The 20,673-nt window shown below is 72.9% G+C and carries 14 protein-coding genes and 2 pseudogenes; 4 read left to right on the top strand and 12 right to left on the bottom strand.

The features are described 5' to 3' along the window. Positions 1 to 251 precede the first annotated feature (251 nt). The 3 genes from Sm713_RS37245 to Sm713_RS37235 all read right to left on the bottom strand — a co-directional run bounded on the left by Sm713_RS37245 (position 252) and on the right by Sm713_RS37235 (position 3,464). Positions 252 to 989: a flavodoxin family protein gene (locus tag Sm713_RS37245; RefSeq protein ID WP_212914344.1), complete on the bottom strand. Its 738-nt coding sequence runs from the start codon at positions 987 to 989 to the stop codon at positions 252 to 254. A 245-nt stretch (positions 990 to 1,234) separates the two neighbouring features. Further along, positions 1,235 to 1,417, bottom strand: coding sequence for a hypothetical protein (locus Sm713_RS37240; RefSeq protein ID WP_212914343.1), 183 nt, complete (start codon positions 1,415 to 1,417; stop codon positions 1,235 to 1,237). A gap of 412 nt (positions 1,418 to 1,829) precedes the next feature. Then, positions 1,830 to 3,464, bottom strand: coding sequence for an SDR family NAD(P)-dependent oxidoreductase (locus tag Sm713_RS37235; protein WP_374196114.1), 1,635 nt, complete (start codon positions 3,462 to 3,464; stop codon positions 1,830 to 1,832). 412 nt (positions 3,465 to 3,876) lie between these two features. Here Sm713_RS37235 and Sm713_RS37230 point away from each other — a divergent pair, with 412 nt between their 5' ends. Further along, entirely contained in the window at positions 3,877 to 5,169 is a 1,293-nt protein-coding gene (locus Sm713_RS37230) for a DMT family transporter (RefSeq protein ID WP_212914342.1), read from the top strand. Here Sm713_RS37230 and Sm713_RS37225 read toward each other — a convergent pair. Then, positions 5,159 to 6,070 (bottom strand): annotated as a pseudogene (locus Sm713_RS37225) (peptidoglycan DD-metalloendopeptidase family protein); the annotation flags it as partial. The gene Sm713_RS37230 and the pseudogene Sm713_RS37225 overlap by 11 nt on opposite strands. 186 nt (positions 6,071 to 6,256) lie before the next feature. After that, a pseudogene (locus tag Sm713_RS41900) lies at positions 6,257 to 6,547 on the bottom strand (transglycosylase family protein); the annotation flags it as partial. Between the two features lie 363 nt (positions 6,548 to 6,910). Here Sm713_RS41900 and gndA point away from each other — a divergent pair. Next, on the top strand, positions 6,911 to 8,350 hold the full coding sequence (gene gndA, locus Sm713_RS37220; RefSeq protein WP_212914340.1) for an NADP-dependent phosphogluconate dehydrogenase: 1,440 nt from the start codon (positions 6,911 to 6,913) through the stop codon (positions 8,348 to 8,350). Between the two features lie 691 nt (positions 8,351 to 9,041). Here the strand turns inward: gndA and panD are convergent. The 6 genes from panD to Sm713_RS37190 form a co-directional block, all read right to left on the bottom strand. Then, the gene (panD, locus tag Sm713_RS37215) at positions 9,042 to 9,464 is read right to left on the bottom strand and encodes an aspartate 1-decarboxylase (RefSeq protein ID WP_212914339.1); all 423 of its coding nucleotides are present in this window, start codon (positions 9,462 to 9,464) and stop codon (positions 9,042 to 9,044) included. Positions 9,465 to 9,554: 90 nt separating this feature from the next. Then, a complete protein-coding gene (locus Sm713_RS37210) occupies positions 9,555 to 10,922 on the bottom strand; it encodes an MFS transporter (RefSeq protein ID WP_249416931.1) in 1,368 nt (455 codons plus the stop codon). A 95-nt stretch (positions 10,923 to 11,017) separates the two neighbouring features. Continuing rightward, entirely contained in the window at positions 11,018 to 12,238 is a 1,221-nt protein-coding gene (locus tag Sm713_RS37205) for an amidohydrolase family protein (protein WP_212914338.1), read from the bottom strand. A 43-nt stretch (positions 12,239 to 12,281) separates the two neighbouring features. Beyond that, on the bottom strand, positions 12,282 to 14,006 hold the full coding sequence (locus Sm713_RS37200; RefSeq protein ID WP_212914337.1) for a hydantoinase B/oxoprolinase family protein: 1,725 nt from the start codon (positions 14,004 to 14,006) through the stop codon (positions 12,282 to 12,284). Continuing rightward, the gene (locus Sm713_RS37195; RefSeq protein WP_212914336.1) at positions 14,003 to 16,066 is read right to left on the bottom strand and encodes a hydantoinase/oxoprolinase family protein; all 2,064 of its coding nucleotides are present in this window, start codon (positions 16,064 to 16,066) and stop codon (positions 14,003 to 14,005) included. Before Sm713_RS37195 ends, Sm713_RS37200 begins: the two co-directional genes overlap by 4 nt. Before the next feature lie 497 nt (positions 16,067 to 16,563). Next, positions 16,564 to 17,220 carry a TetR/AcrR family transcriptional regulator gene (locus Sm713_RS37190; protein ID WP_212914335.1) on the bottom strand — a complete coding sequence of 219 codons (657 nt, stop codon included), beginning with the start codon at positions 17,218 to 17,220 and terminating at the stop codon, positions 16,564 to 16,566. Positions 17,221 to 17,371: 151 nt separating this feature from the next. Here Sm713_RS37190 and Sm713_RS37185 point away from each other — a divergent pair, with 151 nt between their 5' ends. Continuing rightward, positions 17,372 to 18,130, top strand: a complete 759-nt coding sequence (locus tag Sm713_RS37185; protein WP_212914334.1) for an SDR family NAD(P)-dependent oxidoreductase — start codon at positions 17,372 to 17,374, stop codon at positions 18,128 to 18,130. A 31-nt stretch (positions 18,131 to 18,161) separates the two neighbouring features. Further along, complete coding sequence (locus Sm713_RS37180) at positions 18,162 to 19,370, top strand: NAD(P)/FAD-dependent oxidoreductase (RefSeq protein ID WP_212914333.1); 1,209 nt, start codon at positions 18,162 to 18,164, stop codon at positions 19,368 to 19,370. 121 nt (positions 19,371 to 19,491) lie between these two features. On the opposite strand, the gene Sm713_RS37175 is transcribed toward Sm713_RS37180, so the two are convergent. After that, positions 19,492 to 20,457 (bottom strand): acetoacetate decarboxylase family protein, encoded by a 966-nt coding sequence (locus Sm713_RS37175; protein ID WP_249416930.1) that lies wholly within the window; start codon positions 20,455 to 20,457, stop codon positions 19,492 to 19,494. Positions 20,458 to 20,673: the final 216 nt, after the last annotated feature.

The raw sequence follows: 20,673 nt of genomic DNA, 5'->3' as shown, positions 1-20,673 counted from the left end.
GTCAACGAGGGGGCGGGAGCCGCTCCGGGACGACGGGTTCGCGGCTCCGGCTCGCGGGCACCGCCGGGGCCGGGCGGGGACCTCGGCGGGATTCCGGGCGGGGACGCGTGACTCCGCGCGGGGCCTCGGCAGGAACTCCGGGCGGGAACGTCCGCGGGACCATCCGTCGCCGGCGGCCCGGGTTCGAGCGCACGCGAACAGGCGGCCGGGGCCGGGCCCTCGACGGGGCACGGGGCCCGGCCCCGGATTCGCTAGCGGTGCTCCGGATTCTCGGAGCCGGGGCGCATGCCGGCGTCCCAGGCGGAGCGCTGGTTGCCGTAGGCCGGGATGCCGCCCGCGTCCTTCAGGAGCCGGGCCAGGTGGAGCAGGTTCCAGGTCATGAAGGCGGTGTTGCGGTTGGTGAAGTCGTTCTCCGGACCGCCCGAGCCTGGGTCCAGGTAGGACGGGCCGGGGCCGGCCGCGCCGACCCAGCCGGCGTCCGCCTGCGGCGGGATGGTGTAGCCCACGTGCTGGAGGCTGTAGAGGACGGCCGTCGAGCAGTGCTTGGCGCCGTCCTCGTTGCCGGTGATCAGGCAGCCGCCCACGCGGCCGTAGTAGGCGTACTGGCCGCGGTCGTTGAGCTCGCTGGAGCAGGAGTAGAGCCGCTCGATGATCTGCCTGGTCACGGAGCCGTTGTCGCCGAGCCAGACCGGGCCCGCGAGGACGAGGATGTCGGCCGCCAGGACCCGGGCGTAGATCTCGGGCCACGCGTCGCTCGGCCACCCGTGGTCGGTCATGTCGGGCCAGACGCCGGTGGCGATGTCCTCGTCGACGGCCCGGATCAGCTCCGTCCGCACCCCCTGCGCATGCATGATCGCCATGCTGCGGTCGACGAGGCCCTGGGTGTTGCTGCGCTCCGGGGACCGCTTGAGGGTGCAGTTGATGTAGAGCGCCCGCAGGTCGTCGTAGCGGGCGGGCGGTTCGGCGGCCGGCTCTGTCGGGCTGGTCATGGAGGGCTCTCCGGGCGTCGGGCCGCCGTGCCGTTCACCGCGGCGGAACGCTGACCATGGTGCTGGCCCGGCGACCGCCGCCGCGGCAGCGGCGCATCAGGGCGCCGACGACCACCCCTACAGCCGAACCCCCGGCGCCGGTCCCGAGCCCCCCTGACGTTCCGGTGTGCCGCCCGCGGCAGGGGAGGTTCCGCGGCCGGCGCGAGGACACGTCCGGCGGGGCCGGCGCCGTGGAAGGGCGCCGGTCAGTCGACGCTTTGCAGGATGTGCGGCTCGGCCAGGTCGTCCTCGTAGCCCGCGAGGCGGATGGGGGCGGACCTGGCCCAGACGTCCAGGCTGCCGAGCTGGTCCGTATCCGGGACACCCGGGACCAGCTGGTCCGTGCGTTCCTTGGGGGGTTGTTCTGCCGTGGCCTTCTCTGGTGTCACCGCGCACTCCTTCTGTGTCGGGTAACCCTCGGGGCAGGTTCCGCCCGGTCCGGCGACCGGGCGCCTGACGCCCGGTGGGGCTTGGGACAAGGGCAGCCGGGACGCGGTGGCGCCGACAGTTCGCTGGGGAGCGGGGCGGTGGTGGCCGGCCCTTCCCTGGACGGACCATGGATATGGATGTGGTTCCCAGAACCGTCCGTCCGCTCCAGAGTAACCATGTGAGCGGACATCCGCTCGATCGGGAAGAAAAATAAGGCTATTTGTCCGCGGCCATCCGCTTCCATTCGGCCATGATCCTCCGCCGAACGGACGCGCGCAGCCCGAACGGGGCGCACCCGTCCGCCGAGTCCCCAGCGCGCAGGGCGAGTCGGGCCCGCGCGGAGCCCGGCGCGCTGCTCTGTCCGGGTGACGGCTACCAGGGACGCGGGGCGTAGTCCTTGAGGAAGACGCCGTACACGTCCTCGCCGCCCTCCCCGCGCACGACCGGATCATAGACGCGTGCCGCGCCGTCGATCAGGTCCAGGGGGGCGTGGAAGCCCTCCTCGGCGAGGCGCATCTTGTCCGGGTGCGGCCGCTCGTCGGTGATCCAGCCGGTGTCCACCGCCGTCATCAGGATGCGGTCGGCCTGGAACATCTCCTGGGCGCTGGTCCTGGTCAGCATGTTCAGGGCGGCCTTGGCCATGTTGGTGTGCGGGTGCCCCGCGCCCTTGTAGCCGCGCCCGAAGACGCCCTCCATCGCGGAGACGTTCACGACGTAGGCGCGCCGGGCGCCCGCCGCGACGGCCGCCGCCATGGCCGCGCGCAGCCTGCTGATGAGGATGAACGGCGCGGTGGAGTTGCAGAGCTGCACCTCCAGCAGCTCGACCGGATCCACGTCCTGGACGGCCTGCACCCAGCTGTTGTGGTCGTGCAGGTCGGGGACGAGCCCGCCCGCGTCGACGGCCGTGCCCGCCGCGATCCTCGCGGGCGTCGCGGAGCCCGAGACCAGCGCCAGCTCGGTGATCTCCTGGGCGCTCAGGCCGCTGCGCCGGGGCGCCGGCAGCGCCGCCACGGCCCCGGAGCCGAAGGAGCCGATCACCTCGGCCGCGGGCAGCGCCCCCGCGGGCAGAGGTGCGGACTCGGCGGCCTCCAGCTCGCTGTACGCGCCCCGGGAGCGGCGCACGGTCTGGGCGGCGTTGTTGATCAGCACGTCCAGGGGACCCGCGGCGGCGACCGAGTCGGCGAGGGCCACCACCTGGGCCGGGTCGCGCAGGTCGATGCCGACGATCTTCAGCCGGTGGATCCACTCGTCGCTGTCGGGCATCGCCTTGAAGCGCCGTATCGCGTCATTGGGGAACCGGGTGGTGATCGTGGTGTGGGCGCCGTCGCGCAGCAGCCGCAGCGCGATGTACATGCCGATCTTGGCCCGGCCGCCGGTGAGCAGGGCCCGCTTGCCCGTGAGGTCGGTGCGGGCGTCGCGGCGGGCGCGGTTCTCGGCGGCGCAGTCCGGGCAGAGCTGGTGGTAGAACGCGTCGACTTCGACGTAGCGGGTCTTGCAGACGTAGCAGGACCTGGGCCGCCGCAGGACGCCGGCGACCTCGCCGCGGGTGGCCGAGGAGGGCAGCACGCCCCGCGTCTCGTCGTCGATCCGCTCGGCGGAGCCGGTGGCGGTCGCCTCGGTGACGGCCCTGTCATGGGCGGTCTTGGCGGCCCGCCGCTCCTGGCGGCGGCGCTGCTTGACCGTGCGGTAGAGCCCGGAGGTGGCGCGGCGGACGGTGATCGCGTCGGGGTGGTCGACGTCGAGGGTGTCCAGTTCCGCGAGCACGCTCAGGGTTGTGGCGAGCCGCTCGGGGTCGATCCCGGGGCCGTACTGGCGGGCCTGCCCGTCGGGCTGTGCGGATCCGCGCCTGTGAGCCTCGGGGCCGGGCCCACCGGGGCCCGAGTCCATCGCCGGGCCGCCGGGCTCCCCCGCCTCCGCGGAGCCCGCTCCCGGCGTCCTCGGGGCATGCGTGGGGCGTTCGGCAGCCCTGCCGGGCCGCTGCACCGGTCCGTCGTCTGTCACCGTCATCGCCGCCGTCTGGCCCCTTCGTCCGCTCGAACTGTCCGGGCGCCTACCCGGCCGGCGGCGCACGCGGTGCGACCGGCCGGCCGGGTGCCCTCGGAAACGGCCGTAAACGGGCGCTCCAGAAGCGGGACTCTACGTCAGGCACCGCGTGCCATGCCAAACCGCAGGCGGGAATACCTGCCGCTTCCGCGGCCTTGCACCGACGGCGTCCCCCCACGGTCGCCAGTCCGGGGGATGACAGTGACTCCTGTTGTACTCCGTTGGCAGTAGGACCCAATGCGTGCTCAGGGACGACGACGCGAACCGTATTGCGAGGCATCGTGGAAGGTATGGACCCCGACGGGACACACCACCGACCGGACCGCGCAGCGCCGCGCCCTGACCACCGCACGCCCGGACCCGCGAGGTGCGCGTCATGAGCGCTCTCACGCTGGCCGTGCTGCTCTCCCTTGTCTCCGCGGTGGCGTACGCGGGTGCCGCCATCGTCCAGGAGCGGGTCGCCGCCGCCGAGCCCGGCACCGGCCCGCATTACGCGCCCATGCACCGCCCCGTCTGGTGGGCCGCGGTCGGGCTCAACGGCCTGGGTGCCGTGCTGCACGTGGCGGCCCTCGCCTTCGGGCCGCTCAGCCTGGTCCAGCCGCTCGGCGCGCTGACCATAGTCTTCGCGCTGCCCATGGCGGCCGTCTTCGTGCGGCGCCGGGCCGGTGCGACCGCCTGGCGGGGTGCGGTGATGGCCACGCTCGGCCTCGCCGGGCTGCTGGCGCTGACCGGCGCCTCCGACAGCCAGTCGCTGAGCGGGCTGCAGCGCGTCGGCGTGGCCTCGGTCACCGCGGGTTCGATCGTGGCGCTGATGGTGACCGCGCATGCGCTGCACAGCCGTCCCGCGGTCCGCAGCGTGCTGCTGGCCACGGCATCGGGTGCCGCCTTCGGCATCGCGTCGGTGTTCACCAAGACGGTGGCGCTGGACTGGTCCGGGGGCAGCACGCTGCCCGTCCTGCTGCCGACGCTGGCGGTGACCGCCGTCATGGCGGTGGCCGGTCTGCTGCTGTCGCAGGCCTCGTACCGCGACGCGGGCCTCGCCGCGCCGCTGTCCACGCTCACGGTCGTCAATCCGGTGGTGGCCGCCGGGGTGGGCCTCACCATGTTCGGCGAGAGCTTCCAGCACGGCACCGCGGGCGCCGTGCTCGCACTGGGGTGCGGGGCGGTCGCCGCGGGCGGCCTGGTGCTGCTGACGACGGAGCGCATCCACCCCTCAGGCCCGGCGGCCGGCGACCGTGCCGTTCCCGCGGTCGCGGACGGGCGGCCGTTCGCGGCCGGGGGCACGGTGCCCCACCCCGTGATCGTGCTGGAGGGCGCGGCGGCAAGAGCCGGGGAGCGGGCGTCCGTGTCCGGGCGCCTGACGCCGTTGCCCGACGACGCCGCGCAGCAGGTCCCGGGCCGCCAGGCCGCGGCACCGGGTGCCGCTTCCGAGGTGCCGCAGCAGCCGGCCCCGGTGTTCGAGGGCCTGGAGCGGTTGCAGCGCGAGGAGCGGCTGCCGGAACTGCGGCAGCTTCCGGGTGTCCGGGAGCTGCCCGGGCTGGACGCCCTGTCCGACCCGCGGGAGGAACCGCAGCGGAGCACGCTGCCGCATCGCCTCCCCCACCAGCCGGGGGGCGCGGAGCGGAGCGCCGGCGGGTGGCTCGCTCCCTGCGGTCGCCTCAGATCCTGACGCCGCCGGCCCGCAGATAGGCGAGCGGGTCGATGTCGGATCCGAATCCGGGCCCGGTCCGCACCTCGAAGTGCAGATGCGGGCCCGTGACGTTCCCGGTGGCGCCCGAGCGGCCGAGTCGCTGGCCGGCCACGACGTTCTGCCCGCTCTTCACGGAGATCGCCGACAGGTGGGCGTACTGGCTGTACCTGCCGTCGGCGTGCCGGACCACCACCTGGTACCCGTACGAGCCGCCCCAGCCCGCGGACACCACGTGGCCGGCCGCGATGGCCTTGACGGAGGTGCCGGTGGGCACGAGGAAGTCGACGCCGGTGTGGTAGCCCTTCGACCAGGAGCTGCCCTCGGCGTGGTACGGCGTGCCGATGGAGGCGGCGACCGGGGCGAGCAGGCCGTGGTGCGCGGGGTGCGCGGCCTGGTGGTGCCTGGTCGCGGGCCTCGCCTGCGGCTTGGCGGGCTTCGCGGCGGGCTTGGCGGCCTTCGACGGCTTGGGCTTGGTGGCGGTTCCCACTGACTTCGCGGTCTTCGCGGTCTTCGGGGCCGTCGGGCTCTTCGCGGCCTTCGACGGGGCGGGGGCCTTCTCGTGCTCCGGTGCGTGGTGCTCGGGCGCGGGGTGCCGGGGGCGGGTGTGGCGCTCGGTGTCCGTGGGGCTCTTCGGCGCGGGTCTCGCCGCGTTGCGGTGCGCAGCCGTGGCGGCTCGCGATCCGTCGAGGGAGAGCCGCTGGCCCGGAATGATCAGGTCGGGGTCGGCTCCGACGGTGCTCCGGTTGGCGGAGTAGAGGCGCTGCCAGCCGCCGTCGACGTGGTGGTCGTCGGCGATCTCCGAGAGGGTGTCGCCGCGCACCACCCTGTACATCTCGGCGGTGCCGGCGCGGGACTGCGGAGTGGTCTCCGGCTTGACGTCCACGGCCGTCTCTTTGACCTGCCTGGTGCCGGTGTCGGTCTTCGGGGCGGCGGTCCGGGATCCGGTGCCCGCGGCGGCGGGGGCGGCCGGAGCGGGTCCGCCCCGGGTCAGTCCCGCGCGCTGCGAGCAGGTGGGCCAGGCGCCGGGGCCCTGGCTGTTCAGCACCCTCTCGGCGACGGCGATCTGCTGGGTCTTGCTGGCCTGGTCGGCACGGTGCGCGTAGGACCGGCCGCCGTAGGCCTCCCACGTGGACTGCGTGAACTGGAGGCCGCCGTAGTAGCCGTTGCCGGTGTTGACGTCCCAGCGGCCGCTCGACTCGCAGGCGGCGACCTTGCTCCAGGTGTCCACGTCGGCTGCGTGGGCGACCGTTGCGCCGATGAGGGGTATCGCGAGGCCGGCGCCGCCCGCGGTCACGGTCAGCGAGGCGCGGTTGATCCGGTTCGGCTGGTACCTGCGGTGCCGACCGCGTACGGCCATGGGGGTCCCCCCGTCGACTGGCCGGGGGCGCGCCCCCGGGTCCCACAGCATTGGGCGCCGCAAAGTTACGCGCTGCGACAGGACGGGACAAGAGCGCAATCAGTCGCTCATATCGGTGTTCTGAGCGCTCAACCACCCCAGAGTCGGCGGTGTCGGACCCCGCCTGTCCTGCGGATTCCGGCTGTCACCGGGAGCGGGCCGCGGTGGCGTGGCACTGCGTGCCGCGGCCGAAAGCGACACTCCGTTCCGGCAGTTGCCCGAAGTGCGGCCGCCGTCCCCGGATACGCCTTCGTCGAGAGGAACCGCCCTGCACGAGTAATACTGGCGATCACGGTTTCCTTAACTGATCCAGGAGTTTGGCATATGAGCAGTTCGGCCCAGATCGGCGTAACGGGGCTTGCGGTCATGGGGCGCAACCTCGCCCGGAACTTCGCCCGCAACGGCTATACGGTCGCCGTCCACAACCGCACCGCGTCCAAGATGCGTGCGCTGGTGGAGGAATTCGGCGACGAGGGCACCTTCGTACCGGCCGAGACCCCGGAGGAGCTCGTCGCCGCGCTGGAGCGCCCCCGCCGCGTGATGATCATGGTGAAGGCCGGTGCGCCCACCGACGCGGTGATCCAGGAGTTCGCACCGCTCCTGGAACCGGGCGACATGATCATCGACGGCGGCAACGCGCACTTCGAGGACACCCGGCGCCGGGAGCACGAGCTGCGTGAACGGGGCATCCACTTCGTCGGCACCGGGATCTCCGGCGGCGAGGAGGGCGCGCTGCACGGGCCGAGCATCATGCCCGGCGGCTCCCCTGAGTCGTACGCCTCGCTCGGCCCGATGCTGGAGAAGATCTCGGCGAAGGCCCCGGACGGCTCGCCCTGCGTGACCCACGTCGGCCCGGACGGCGCCGGGCACTTCGTCAAGATGGTCCACAACGGCATCGAGTACGCGGACATGCAGCTCATCGGCGAGGCCTACCAGCTGCTGCGCAGCGTCGCCGGCTACACGCCCGCGCAGATCGTCGACATCTTCCGCACCTGGAACACCGGCCGGCTCGACTCGTACCTGATCGAGATCACGGCCGAGGTGCTGTCGCAGACCGACGCCCGTACCGGGTCCCCGTTCGTGGACGTGGTGCTCGACCAGGCCGAGCAGAAGGGCACCGGCCGCTGGACGGTGCAGGTCGCGCTGGACCTGGGCGTGCCGGTGTCCGGCATCGCCGAGGCCGTCTTCGCGCGCTCGCTCTCGGGCCACGGGGCGCTGCGCGACGCCTCCCGGCACCTGGCCGGCCCGACGGCGCGGCCCATGAGCGAGAAGGACGCGGCGGCCTTCGCGGACCAGGTGGAGCAGGCGCTGTACGCGTCGAAGATCGTCTCGTACACGCAGGGCTTCCACCTGGTCGCCTCGGGGAGCGAGGAGTACGACTGGAACATCGACGAGGGCTCGGTGGCGGCCATCTGGCGCGCCGGCTGCATCATCCGCGCGGCGTTCCTCGACCGGATCCGCAGCGCCTTCGACGCCCGCCCCGACCTGCCGAGCCTGCTCTCCGACAAGGGCTTCGCGGACGAGATCGCGGCGGCGCAGGACGACTGGCGCGCGGTGCTGGCGGCGGCGGTCCAGCAGGGGGTGCCGACACCCGGTTTCTCCGCGGCGCTCGCCTACTACGACGCGCTGCGCGCCGACCGCCTGCCCGCCGCGCTCACCCAGGCGCAGCGGGACTACTTCGGTGCGCACACCTACAAGCGCACTGACGGGGAGGGCACCTTCCACACCCTCTGGGCCGGTGACCGCTCGGAGGTCGAGGCGTAGCGGGACGGTCGCGTCGGACCGTCGTCCGACCACTCACGGGCCGGTGGCTGCGCGGCCGCGGCGGGGCACCCGGCGCCGCCGGCCGGCCCGCGCCTTCCGGGCGCCGGTGAACACGGCGTGTCCGCGACGGCCCGGTTATGGCGGAGAACGCCCCTCCCGGCCGGTGGCCGGCCGGGAGGGGACGCGCTGTGGCGGGTCGCTCGCCCGCTGCCTTGACGGCGTGGAAGGCATCCCCGTCTCGCGCCCCTGACCGGGCGCCGAGCGCCGATGAAAGGGGCGCGGGGAGCTGCGCGTGCGACCGCCCACGCGCCGGTGCTCCGGTGTCAGGACACGGGCCCCGGCTCGGGCTCCGGCGTGGGTTCGGGCCCGGGCGGCTTCGGAACCGGCGACGGCTCCGGCATCGGCCGGGGACCCGGGGCCGGCGTCGGGTCGGGCGGCATCGGGTCCGGGGGCCGCGGCGGCCCTGGGCGGTCGGGCCCGGGCGTGGGGGTCGGAGGGACGGGGTCGGGGAACGGAAAGGTCATGTCGGCCTCCGGGCCGGTTGTCCGGACGCCTCTGTCTGCGGTCCGGACGCGGCTGCTTCTGGACTCGACCCTCGCGTACCCGGCGCGTACCCGCCCACTCATGTTCGGCGCCGCTCAGCGTGCGCCCGGACGCGGAAGGGTGCATACTCCGCGCCCGGGTGGAGTGCTCACGCCCTGGCCACGGCCCCCGGGCCGCGCACCACCTCGCCGCCCGGCACGGGCTCGGAGGGATCGGCGCCCGTGGCGACGATGCGGTTCGCGCGGTCCACATGGACGACACGGGGACGCAGCGCACGCGCCTCGGCGTCGTCGACCTGCGCATAGCTGATGACGATCACCAGGTCGCCGGGGTGCACCAGGTGCGCCGCGGCGCCGTTGATGCCGATCACACCGGAGCCCCGCTCGCCCTCGATGACGTAGGTCTCCAGGCGTGCGCCGTTGGTGATGTCGACGATGTGGACCAGCTCGCCCGGCAGCAGGTCGGCGGCGTCCAGCAGGTCGGCGTCGATGGTCACGGAGCCGACGTAGTGGAGATCGGCCTGGGTGACGGTGGCACGGTGGATCTTGGACTTGAACATGGTACGCAGCATCGAGATACTCCCGAATCAGGCTCCCTGCCCGCACTTTTGCAGGTCAAGGGCGATTTCCACACTCTACAGCGAGCCGCGTGCCCGGGACGGTCAGGTCAGCTCCTCGCCCTCCGTCTCCGGCAGTGGCAGGGCCAGCACGAGGGCGACGACGAAGAACGCCTCGATGAACGCCACCGTGCTGGTGAACCCGAACGCGTAGGAGACGAAGAGCCCGATGACACCGGGCGCGATGGCGTTGGCGACGCGCTGGGCGGCGATGCCGAGGCTGTAGCCGCGGCCGCGGTTGTGCGTCTCGTACACCTCGGCCATCCAGGTGTCCCAGACGCCCCAGGAGCCCTGGGCGAAGATCGACATCATGACGTTCCCGGCGTAGAGGAACGCCATCGAGGGGGCGAACGCGAACAGCAGCCCGCCGGCGGTGCCCAGGAAGACATAGCTCAGGTAGATGCGCCGCCGGCCGTAGCGCGCGGTCAGCCAGGCAGCGCTGAGGTAGCCCGGGATCATGCTCAACGCCGAGACGGTGATGAACAGATAGCTCGCGGGCAGCGACAGCCCCCGGTCGGCGAGCAGGTTCGGCAGCCACGTCTGAAGGCCCCAGTAGCCCCAGGACAGCGCGAAGTTGACGACCACCTGCAACAGCGTGATCTTCGTGGCCCTGCCCTGGAACAGCGCCCGGGCGCTGGAGCGGGGGCCCACCGGCACGTACAGCTCGCGGGTCGTGTCCACCTGGCCGCGTGAGAGCCGCTCGATGGCGGCGCGTGCCTCGGCCTGCCGCCCCTTGGTGACCAGCCAGTACGGGGATTCCGGCACCCATCGCCAGATCAGCAGCGCCCACAGACCGGACAGCGCGCTGATCAGGATCACCGCGCGCCAGCCCAGGGTGTTCACCACGCCCGCGGTGACGCCGACGGCGATCAGGGTGCCGATCGGCCAGCCGCCCGCGAGGAAGACCGTGGCGCGGCCGCGGTGGCGCACCGGCAGCAGTTCCTCGAAGTACACGAACACCGCGACCAGGATGCCGGCGAGGGCGAATCCCGAGCAGAAGCGGGCGGCGCAGAAGCTCCAGTAGTTGGGGGCGAGCGCGGAGGCCGCGCAACAGAAGCCGTAGCCGGCCAGGCTCCAGATGCAGGTCATCTTGCGGCCGATGCGGTCGGTGACCGCGCCCCACAGGAGCGCGCCGGGGATCATGCCGAAGTACATCGACGACAGGAGCAGTCCGACGGCGGCGGCGCCGATGTGGAAGTCGGCGCGGATGGAGGAGGAGACGTAGGAGACGATCAGCATCTCCCACGCCTCGATGACGAAGGCGAAGAACAGCGCACTTCCGGCTTTGACGTGTTCCCGGGTGAGGCTCATGGTGGCGAACGCGTGGCCCACGGGCAGCGGGCCACCGGCGACGGGGGCGGCGGAGGACAGGTCGTGACCGGCGCCGGACGCGCCGATCGGGTCGGGAGACATGGCAGTTCACCTCCGGGGGTGCGGGTCCGGCAGCAGCGGGGCGGCGGGCCCCGCCGTGCCCTGGACACCGGTGGCACGCGCCGTGGGCGGGGCCGTCAGGCGGGGTCGGGGAGGCCACCGGGTTCGAGGGGGATGCCGTCGTGGACGACCAGGCGCGGCCTGCGGTGGTCCCACAGCGCGGCCGGATCGTCGAAGGGGTTGCCGTCCAGGAGCAGCAGGTCCCCGCGGGCACCCACGGCGACGGTTCCGAGGTCGTCGCGGCCCAGCAGCCGGGCGTTGACGGAGGTCGCCGAGCGCAGGCAGGCGAGGATGCCGGCGGCCTCGGTCTGCAGGCGCAGGCCGAGCAGCTGGTCGTCCTCCAGGTCTCCCATCAGGTCGGTTCCGAAGCCGACGGGCACGCGGGCGGCGTGCGCCCGCTCGACGGCCACCCGCCCGGCGTCCAGCACCTCGCGGTTCTTCGCGCGGCCCACCGCGGGCAGGCCGACCTCCTCGCCGCGCCGGTCCATCGCGTCGTAGGCGGCGAGCGTCGGGACGAGGAAGGCCTCGTGCTCGGCCAGCAGGGCAGCGGTCGGCTCGTCGAGGAGGTTGCCGTGCTCGATGGAGCGCACCCCGTTCAGCACGGAGTGCCGGATCGCCTCGGGCGAGTAGGCGTGGGCGGCCACATAGCTGCCGCGCCGCGCGGCCTCGTCGGTGACGGCCGCGACCTCCTCGGCCGAGTACTGCGCGGGCCGCAGCGGGTCCGTCGGGGAGACGACCCCGCCGGAGGTCATGATCTTGATGGCGTGGGCTCCGGTGCGGAACCGTTCGCGTACGGCCCGGCGCAGCGGCTCCACCCCGTCGACGACCTCGTTCATGTGCCCGCCGTGCAGGCAGATGTCCAGTTCCGCGGGACGTGCGTCGCCGTGCCCGCCGGTCTGGCTCAGCGCGGGCCCGGTGTACAGGTAGCGGGGCGCCCGCAGCAGCCCGGCGTCGATCGCCCGTGCCAGGCCGATGTCGCCGCCGGCGACGTCGCGCACGGTCGTGAAGCCGCGGCCGAGCGCCCTCTCCAGCCGGCGGGCACCCGCCAGGGCGAGGTAGCTCGCCGGGCCGGCCTGGAACTCCAGGCCCAGCAGCGAGATGCCGTAGGCGTGGAAGTGCGCGTCGATCAGGCCGGGGATCAGGGTCCTGCCCCGGGCGTCGATGACGTGCCCGCCCCGCGCGACCCCCTCGCCGATCTCCTCGACGATGCCGTCCGCGATGCGCAGTGAGGCCTCGGTGAGCTCCGCGGAGTGGCCGTCGAAGACCAGCGCGTTCTCGATCGTCAGATTTCCGGGCACGAGCGTCTCCCTGGGAGGTGGGGCGGGCGGGATCCGGGCGGTCTCACCCGGGTGTACGGGCGGCGGCCCGCAGGTCGGCAGTCCTGTCCTCGTCGACGGCGAAGTCCTCGGGGTCGACCTCGACCCCGTACTCCCGCGCGGCCGCCGCCACCGACACGAAGCCGTTCCTGACGTCGTCGGCCACGCGCTGGGGCTGGCGCTCGAAGGGGTCGCCGAAGCCGCCTCCCCCGCCGGTCTCGTTGGCGAGCACCTCGCCGGCCTCCAGGCGGTTGTAGCTGCCGCCCTGGACGCGCTCGCGCTCGGTGCCGCCGTTGATGACGATGCGGTTCGGGACCCCCTCGCCGCCACCCGCGATGGACCAGGGGCGGGTCCTGGTCTTGTAGACCAGGCAGATGCCGGTCGAGGGCGCGGTGAAGCGGTAGACCCGGCTGACCCCGCAACCGCCGCGGTGCCGGCCCGCTCCCCCGGTGTCGGGCCGGTAGCCGTACGACTCGATGACCATCGGGGACTTGGTCTCCAGCACCTCGACCGGGTTGTTGCGGCAGCCGGGCTCGGACAGGTGCATGATGCCGTCCTCGCCGTCCGCGGTGGCGGTCGCGCCGAAGCCGACGGCCTCGTTGGTCGCCTCCAGCCAGGGCTCGCCGGTGCGCGGGTTGACGCCGAGGCCCATCATCGAGCAGACGTCGCCGCCCGAGCAGGCGGGCACCAGGTCGGGCATGCCCTTGGCGAGCGCCTTGAGGACGACCTCGCCGGCCAGCAGCCCCGTCCACAGCGTGAACGTCGGCATCGGCGGCACCGCGTGCATCACGCTGCCCGGTTCGGTGATCACCCGCAGCGGGGCGAAGTTGCCCGCGACCACCGGCGTGTCCGGCGTGGTCAGCGCCTTGAAGATCAGGCTGGACAGGGCGTGGGTCTGGCCGACGGGGAGGTTGATCGGGCCGCGCACGTCGCGGGCGCTGCCCGTCCAGTCGACGGTCATCTCGTCGTCGGTGATGGTCACGGTGGCGCGCAGCTCGACGAGCCGGTCGGTGTCGACGCCGTCGCTGTCGACGAAGTCGGTCGCGCTCCAGGTGCCCTTGGGCAGCTTGGCGAGGCCGAGCCTGGCCAGCGCCGCGCCGTGCTCGTTGATCGCCCGCATGGCGCCGGTCAGGTTCTCGCGACCGTGCTTGGCGGCGATGTCCTGGGTGCGCCGCACGCCGGTGACGCACGCGGAGACCTGCGCCTGGATGTCGCCGATGGTGCGCTCGGGCAGGCGGGAGTTGAAGCGGATGATGTTGAAGACGTCGGTGTTCTGCTCGCCGCGCCGGTAGAGCCTGACGGCGGGCAGCACCAGGCCCTCCTGGGAACTGTCGGTGGAGTCCAGGACGTAGCCGGGGTCCTTCTGGTTCAGGTCCAGCACGTGCACGCGGCAGGAGGCGAAGCCGACCAGCTCGTCCCCGACGTGGATCGGCGCGAAGACCAGCGGGTCCAGGGTGTGCGCGCAGGCCCAGTAGGGGTAGTTCAGGATGAACACGTCACCGGGTTCCATGGCGCCGGCGCCGAGGAACTCGACCGCCTTCTTGATGCCGTGGTCGTTGCCGCGGGTGAAGACGGCGATGCCGGGGGCGTCGGCGACGACGTCGCCGGCCGCGTCGTGGATGCCGATGCCGTAGTCGTGGATCTCGTACACGACCGTGTTGTAGGCGGTGCGGCACAGGTTGCGGGCGACCTCCTCGGCCGCGGACAGCAGCGCGTGCCGGATGATCTCGATGGTGATCGCGTCGGTCATCGGGCCTGCTCCCCCGTTTCGGCGGCCTCTTCGGCGACGGTGACGAGCAGCTCGCCGTACGGGCCGACCTCCAGGCGGTCGCCCTCGTGCAGCACGGTGGTGGCGGTGTGCTCGGCGATGATCGCTGGTCCCTCGATGCGGTCGGACCGCCGCAGGTCCTCGCGCACGTACAACACGTAGTCGGTGACGCGGCCGCCGGCCCCGTGGACCTTGCGGCTGCCGGCGGCCGGGACCGGCCCGCCCGAGCGGTCGGGGAGGCGGGGCAGTTCGGGCTTGTCCACCACGCCGACCGCCCGCAGCCGCAGCGCGGTGATCTCCGCGGGTTCGTCCATCACGTGGCCGTACTGGCGCAGGTGCAACGCGGCGAACTCCGCGCCGATGGCCTCGACCAGGTCCTCGCTGCCGGTGGGGAAGGGCATGGTGACCGAGTGCTCCTGCCCGACGTAGCGGACGTCCACGCCCCGGTGCAGCAGGCGGCGCCCCGCGTCGAAGCCCTCGTCCGCCAGTTGCCCGCAGGCTTCTTCCTCCATGGCTCCGTAGGAGGACTCGACCGCGTCGCGGTCCAGGTCGGACAGGGCGATGACCGCGGTGCGGGACAGGTCGTGCTGGACGTCGGCCATGAGCATCCCGAGCGCCGAGAACGCGCCCTGGCCGGGCGGGACCACGACCGAGGGGATGCCCAGCTCGCGGGCCACGTCCACGGCCACCAGGCCCCCGGCACCCCCGAACGACAGCAGCGAGAAGTCCTTCGGGTCGTGGCCGAGTTCGACCGTGATCGCCCGTACCGCGCCGACGATCTTGGTGTTGGAGATCCGCAGGATCCCGCGGGCCAGCTCGGTCGTGCCAAGACCCAGCGCGCCGGCGATCGGTTCCAGTGCCGCGGCAGCCGCCGTGCCGTCCAGGGCGAGCCGGCCGCCCAGCGGGGTGTCGGCACCCAGGTAGCCGACGACGAGCGCGGCGTCGGTGAAGGTGGGCTGCGTCCCGCCGCGGCCGTAGGCCACGGGCCCGGGTGTGGCTCCGGCGCTGCCCGGGCCGACCTGGAGCGCGCCCGCGCCGTCGAGGTAGGCCAGGGACCCGCCGCCGGCGCCGATGGTGTGGATGTACAGCGACGGGGTGTTGATCGGCAGGCCCTCGAACTGCGCGCCCTGGTGGACCACCTGCTGGGAGTCGAGGATCAGCGAGGCGTCCAGGCTGGTCCCGCCCATGTCGACGGTGATCAGGTTCTTCCGGCCGATCAACCGCGAGAACGCGGCGGCGCCCACCACTCCCCCGGCCGGCCCGGACAGGATCAGGTTGACCGGCTGCTCGCGGGCGGCCGCCGCGGTCATGGCGCCGCCGCCGGAGCGCGACATCAGGAAGCGGCCGGCGAAGTCCCGCCCGGCCAGCTCGGTCTCCAGGTCCCGCAGGTATCCGCGGACGACGGGCTTGATGTAGGCGTCCAGGACCGCGGTGCTGGTCCGCTCGTACTCCCGGTACTCGCGGGACAGCTCGTGAGAGACGGTCACCTGCAAGCCGGGCCGCGCCTCCTGGAGGATCTCCCGCATGCGCAGCTCGTGACGCGGGTTGGCGTAGGAGTGCAGGAAGGCGACGGCCACGGCCTCGTAGCCGCGCTCCGCGATCAGAGCCGCCACCCGGTGGGCGTCCTGCTCGTCGAGTGCGGTGGCGACCGTCCCGTCGAAGTGCGCGCGCTCGGTGACCTCGAACGTGTCGTAGCGCTGGAGCAGGGGCGCGGCCTTGCGGTAGGCGATGTCGTACATCGCCCGGCGGTCGGTCCGTCCGAGCAGGTACACGTCGCGGAAGCCGCGGGTCGAGACCAGCGCGGTACGCGCGCCGGAGCGGGTCAGCAGGGAGTTCAGGCCCAGCGTGGTGCCGTGGTGGAACATCGCGACGTCCGGCATGGCGACCGCCGCCTGCTCGAAGGCGTTCATCACACCGCTGGTCGGGGCGTCTGGCGTGGTCGGCACCTTCTCGAAGGCCAGCTCGCCCGTGGCGGGGACCAGCTTGACGACATCGGTGAAGGTCCCTCCCACGTCGATGGCGACCCGGGTTTCCACACTCATCTGCGAGATGCCTTTCTCTCGTGCCTGGTCCGCGACGGGGCGCGCGTGCGACACAGCCCGGCAGCGGTCCCGTGCGGGGCGGCAGGATCGGAGGGAGCGGCGGCGGTGGGCAGCACGCTCGCCACCCCGTTCACCTCAGGCGGCGGCCTGTGCGAGGAGGTGGGCACGTAAGGGGGGGCGCTGGGGCCGCTGGGGCCCACCGCGGCCGACGGGATTCCACGGGGCAGACCTCCGCATGCGTTCGTCCAAGCGAACACCGGTCACGCTAGGGTCCGGCTCCGGGGAGTGTCAACGGTCACGCGGCATCCCCTCGCGGACGGCCACTTCCCACACCGGTCGAGGTGACAGCGGCACTCTGGCAGGCGCGCCGGGCGTGCGAGCGGGCGCAGGCCCGGGCGGTGACGCCCTCACGCACCGCCGGACGCCCATCTCGTTCGTTATACGGAACGGGAGTGGTGGGCGCTTCGCGCGGAGCGTCCGGCGTCACGGACGGATCCTCAGGTACGCCTGGCGTACTCGCCGATGCCGTCGCCCACCATCTCCCGCGCCACACCGAGCCAGTCGTCGAAGGCCTTGCGCCTGCGGTTCCTCGGCTGCGCACGGACGTGGGCCATGGCCTCCGGCGAGGCCATCATCCGGTAGACCATCACGATCTGAGCGGCGGCGACGCGGGGACGGGGAGAGTGTTCCGGCTCGCCGGTCTCCGCGGCGAGTTCCGCGGCCACGGCCAGTTCGAAGCGTTCCCACATCAGCCGCATGCGCGACAGGAGATTGCCGTTGTCGCCGACGGTGCGGTGCAGGCGTTCGAGTTCACCGACGGCGCCGATGGCGCTGGCGGTCATCGTCCGGCCCAGCATGTCCACGGTGGCGTCGAGCGGGGTCGTCCCGGCCGGGCGGTTCCTGATGACCTCGACCAGGGTGCGCAGCACCTCGTCCTCGCCGTGGAAGACGAGGTCCTCCTTGGTCGGGAAGTACACGAAGACGGTCTTGGCCGCGACGTTCACCGCATCCGCGATCTCCGCCACCGTGACGTTGTCGAACCCGCGCTCGGCGAACCTGGCCTCGGCCGCCTCGATCAGGGCCCGGCGGGTCAGCAGCTTCTTGCGCTCACGCAGGCTCAGCCGCGCGGCGCCCTCTTCCTGATCACCGGCCATCCGGGCACGCTAGCACGCCCTCACCGCATTTCCACACTCGGTGACTTTTGTATGTGAGGCAGGTTACCACCCGGACGATAAGGTAACTGACTTACTTTTGTGTTTGACTGTGAATGCAAGGCCGGAAGGCGTGAGGCAGGGAGGGTGCGTAATGGCAGAGGACCGGACGGGCCGGGTCGCGGTGGTGACCGGCGGGAGCAGCGGGATCGGCCTGGCGACGGCGGCCGAGCTGGCGAAGCGGGGGTACGCCCTGGTGATCGCCGGGCGCGACGCCGCGAAGCTGGCGTCGGCGGCGAGCCGGATCTCCGGGAGCGCCCCGGTGCACACGGTGGCCGCGGATCTCGCGACGGTGACCGGGGTGGAGCGCCTGACCGAGGAGGTCCGTCAGCGGTACGGGCACATCGACGTGCTGTTCGCGAACGCGGGCAGGTCCGATGCCCCACCCGTCCTCGACACCCGTGAGCAGGACTTCGACCTCATGGTGGACACCAACGTCAAGAGCGTGTTCTTCACCGTGGTCCGGTCGCTGCCACTGCTGCGCCGCGGCGCTTCGGTGGTGGTCACCGGTTCCGTCGCCGAGGCGAAGGGCCGTCCCGGTGACCCGCTCTACTCGGCCAGCAAGGCGGCGGTGCGCAGCCTGGTGCGGACGCTGGCGCTGGACGAGGAGGTACTCGGCCGCGGCGTGCGCGTCAACGCGGTCACCCCCGGGTGCATCGCCACCCCGCTGACCGCGCAGCAGGACCCGGCCATGCGGGACGCGATCGACGCGTACGTGACCGGCACCGTACCGATGGCCCGCTGGGGCAGGCCGGAGGAGGTGGCCCGTGCCGTGGCCTTCCTCGCGTCGGAGGACTCCTCGTACATCACCGGCTCGGAGATCGTCGTCGACGGCGGCCTCGCTCAGATCTGACCGTGAAACCACTCATGACAGGAACCTGGACATGACCGAACTCCCTCCCGTCCCCTCCTCCTTCCCCTCCTCCGAGCAGGTCGCGCGGGCCTCGGACGTCGTCGTTCTGGGCGGCGGCCCGGCGGGGCTCGCGGTCGCGCGGCTGCTGCACCTGCGCGGAGTGACCCCTCGCGTCCTGGAACGGGACGCGGGACCGCATGCGCGCTCCCAGGGTGGCAGCCTGGATCTCGGCGAGCGGGGCGGACAGCTGGCGCTGCGCGAGATGGGCCTCCACGAGAGGTTCGAGGAACTGGCGCGCCCCCTGGGGCAGCGGCTGTGCCTGATGGGGCCCGACGGCGAGGTCCGTATGACCGTCGACGAGGAGGCCGGCGAGTACCGGCCGGAGATCGACCGGGTGCAGCTGCGGCACCTGCTGCTCGATGCGCTGCCACCGGAGACGGTCACCTGGGGCGCTCGCGTCGACGAGGTGACGCCGCTGCCCGGCGGCCGCCACCGGGTGAGCCTCGCGGACGGCAGCCGGCTCGACGCCGACCTGGTCCTCGCCTGCGACGGCATCCGCTCCCGCGCCCGCCCGCTGGTCACCGCCGCCCGGCCCGCCTACAGCGGGATCACCTTCGTGCACGGCGATCTCCGGGACCCCGGTCCCGGCTCCTTCGTCGCCCGCCACACCGGTGAGGGCATCCTCCACGCGCTCGGGGACAACAGGGCGATACTGGCGCAGCGCAGCGCCGACAGGTCGGTTCGCGTCTACTTCGCGATCCGGGCGGCTGAGGACCCGACGCGCTCCCAGGGCGAACGCTTCGAGGACGCCGACGCGGTGCGGGACCACCTGCGCGGGACCTTCGCCGGATGGCACCCCGACCTGCTGGCGGTGCTCGACGAGATCGACGGCGACTTCGCGTACTGGCCCCTCTACGGCATGCCCGCGCACCAGCGCTGGCGGCCCCGTTCCGGGCTCACGCTGCTCGGTGACGCGGCGCACGTCATGCCGCCTTTCTCCGGCGAAGGCGTCAACATGGCCCTCCTCGACGCCGTCGAACTCGTCCGCGCCCTGTTCGCGCCGGAACACCGGGGTCTCGACGAGGCGATCGCGGCGTACGAGCGGAGCATGCTCGACCGCATGGTGGAGGTCGTTCACCGCTCCTACGCGGGCGCCGATCTGCTGCTGAACCCGGAGGGTACGGCGCCCCTGCTCAAGCACTTCGCCGCCGCGGGGGCGTCCGTGCCCGGCGAACGGTGAGGCTCGGGCCGGGCGTTTGCCGGACGGCTGCGTCACCCGGCTCGCCGACCTGCCGCCTCCCCCGAGGTCTGGCACCGGCCGGCTGCGGGACGGCCGCTGGACGGCCGCCCCGCAGCGCGGGTCAGTTCCCCGGGGCGTCCGGGCCGGTGAGGATCTTCAGGTCCGTCACCGTGTAGGAGAGGGAGCCGCGGAAGCCGATGCCCGTGCGCTGGATCTTGAGGTCGGCCAGCTCCTCGCCGGGCGCCGGGAAGAAGCTGAGGTCACCGCTGCCCGTCCAGACGTTCGCCACCTGCGGCGTGTCGAGTATGGACTGGGTGAGTTCGTGGACGGCCGGGTTGGCGTACTGCCCGGCGCTCAGCCGCGGGAAGTGCCGCAGATTGACGATCGGCCGGCCCAGGGCGGGCAGGGTCGTGCCGCTCTGCTTCAACGTGATCTTCGCCTCGGCGAGCCGGTGACCGGCCGCGGACATGCTGGCCCCGAAGGCGCCGCCGGCGCCCACCACGGGCCCGGCCTGGCTGGCGACGGAGAACGCGCGGGTCTGGCGGATGGTCCCCATCTTCTTGGGGAAGCCCTGGAACCAGCCACGGGCCAGGGCGGCATCGTTGTCGACGTAGATGAACGGGCACCATGCGACGGCGGTGTCGTCGAACCGCGCGTCGAGCAGGATCAGGAATTCCGAGTACTGGCTGCGGACCGGGTCCAGGTACTCCTGGTGGTCCCCGGAGAACTGCCAGTCGATGAAGCAGGCGTAGCCGTGGCCCGCGGTGGACGGGTCGGAGATGAGACCGGCGGGCAGTGCCGCCTCGGCCGCGTCGGGAGAGGTCCAGAACTCCACGCCGACGAGGTCGCCCACGTAGTGCCACGGCGGCGCGGCAACGATCTGGGCCGTGCCGCGTGCGCTGAGCGGCAGGCTGTAGCCGAGCAGTTCACCGTCGGGAACGGTGACGTCCGACCGCGCCGGAGCCGTGGGCTTCCCCTCGGCGGCGGACGCGGGTGCGGCCATCGCCGTGGCGGTCATGGCGGCGAGTGAGCCGCCGATCAGGTGGCGCCGTCCCAGTCCTGCCTGAGGAGCTTGGCGTTCAGTCATCAGTTGTCTTCCTTGGTCCGTGCTGCGATGCGGATGGCGCCGCGGGTGCCTGAGCCCGGCCAGGGCTCCGGCACCCGCGGCCCGCGGACGGGCGTGGGGGGCGAGAGGCTCGCCCGGGGTGCCTGCGGCACGCCTCGTGCGGTCCTCACGCACGGAACACGAGGGGAAGGGACCGAACCGTTCACGCTTCGGGTGGAACGTGCAGCGGCAGAGCCG

Origin of the sequence: Streptomyces sp. TS71-3 (assembly GCF_018327685.1) — a bacterium.
Taxonomy (GTDB): domain Bacteria; phylum Actinomycetota; class Actinomycetes; order Streptomycetales; family Streptomycetaceae; genus Streptomyces.
Note: the sequence above shows the minus strand (reverse complement) of the source record. Positions and strands in the feature narration are given on the sequence as shown.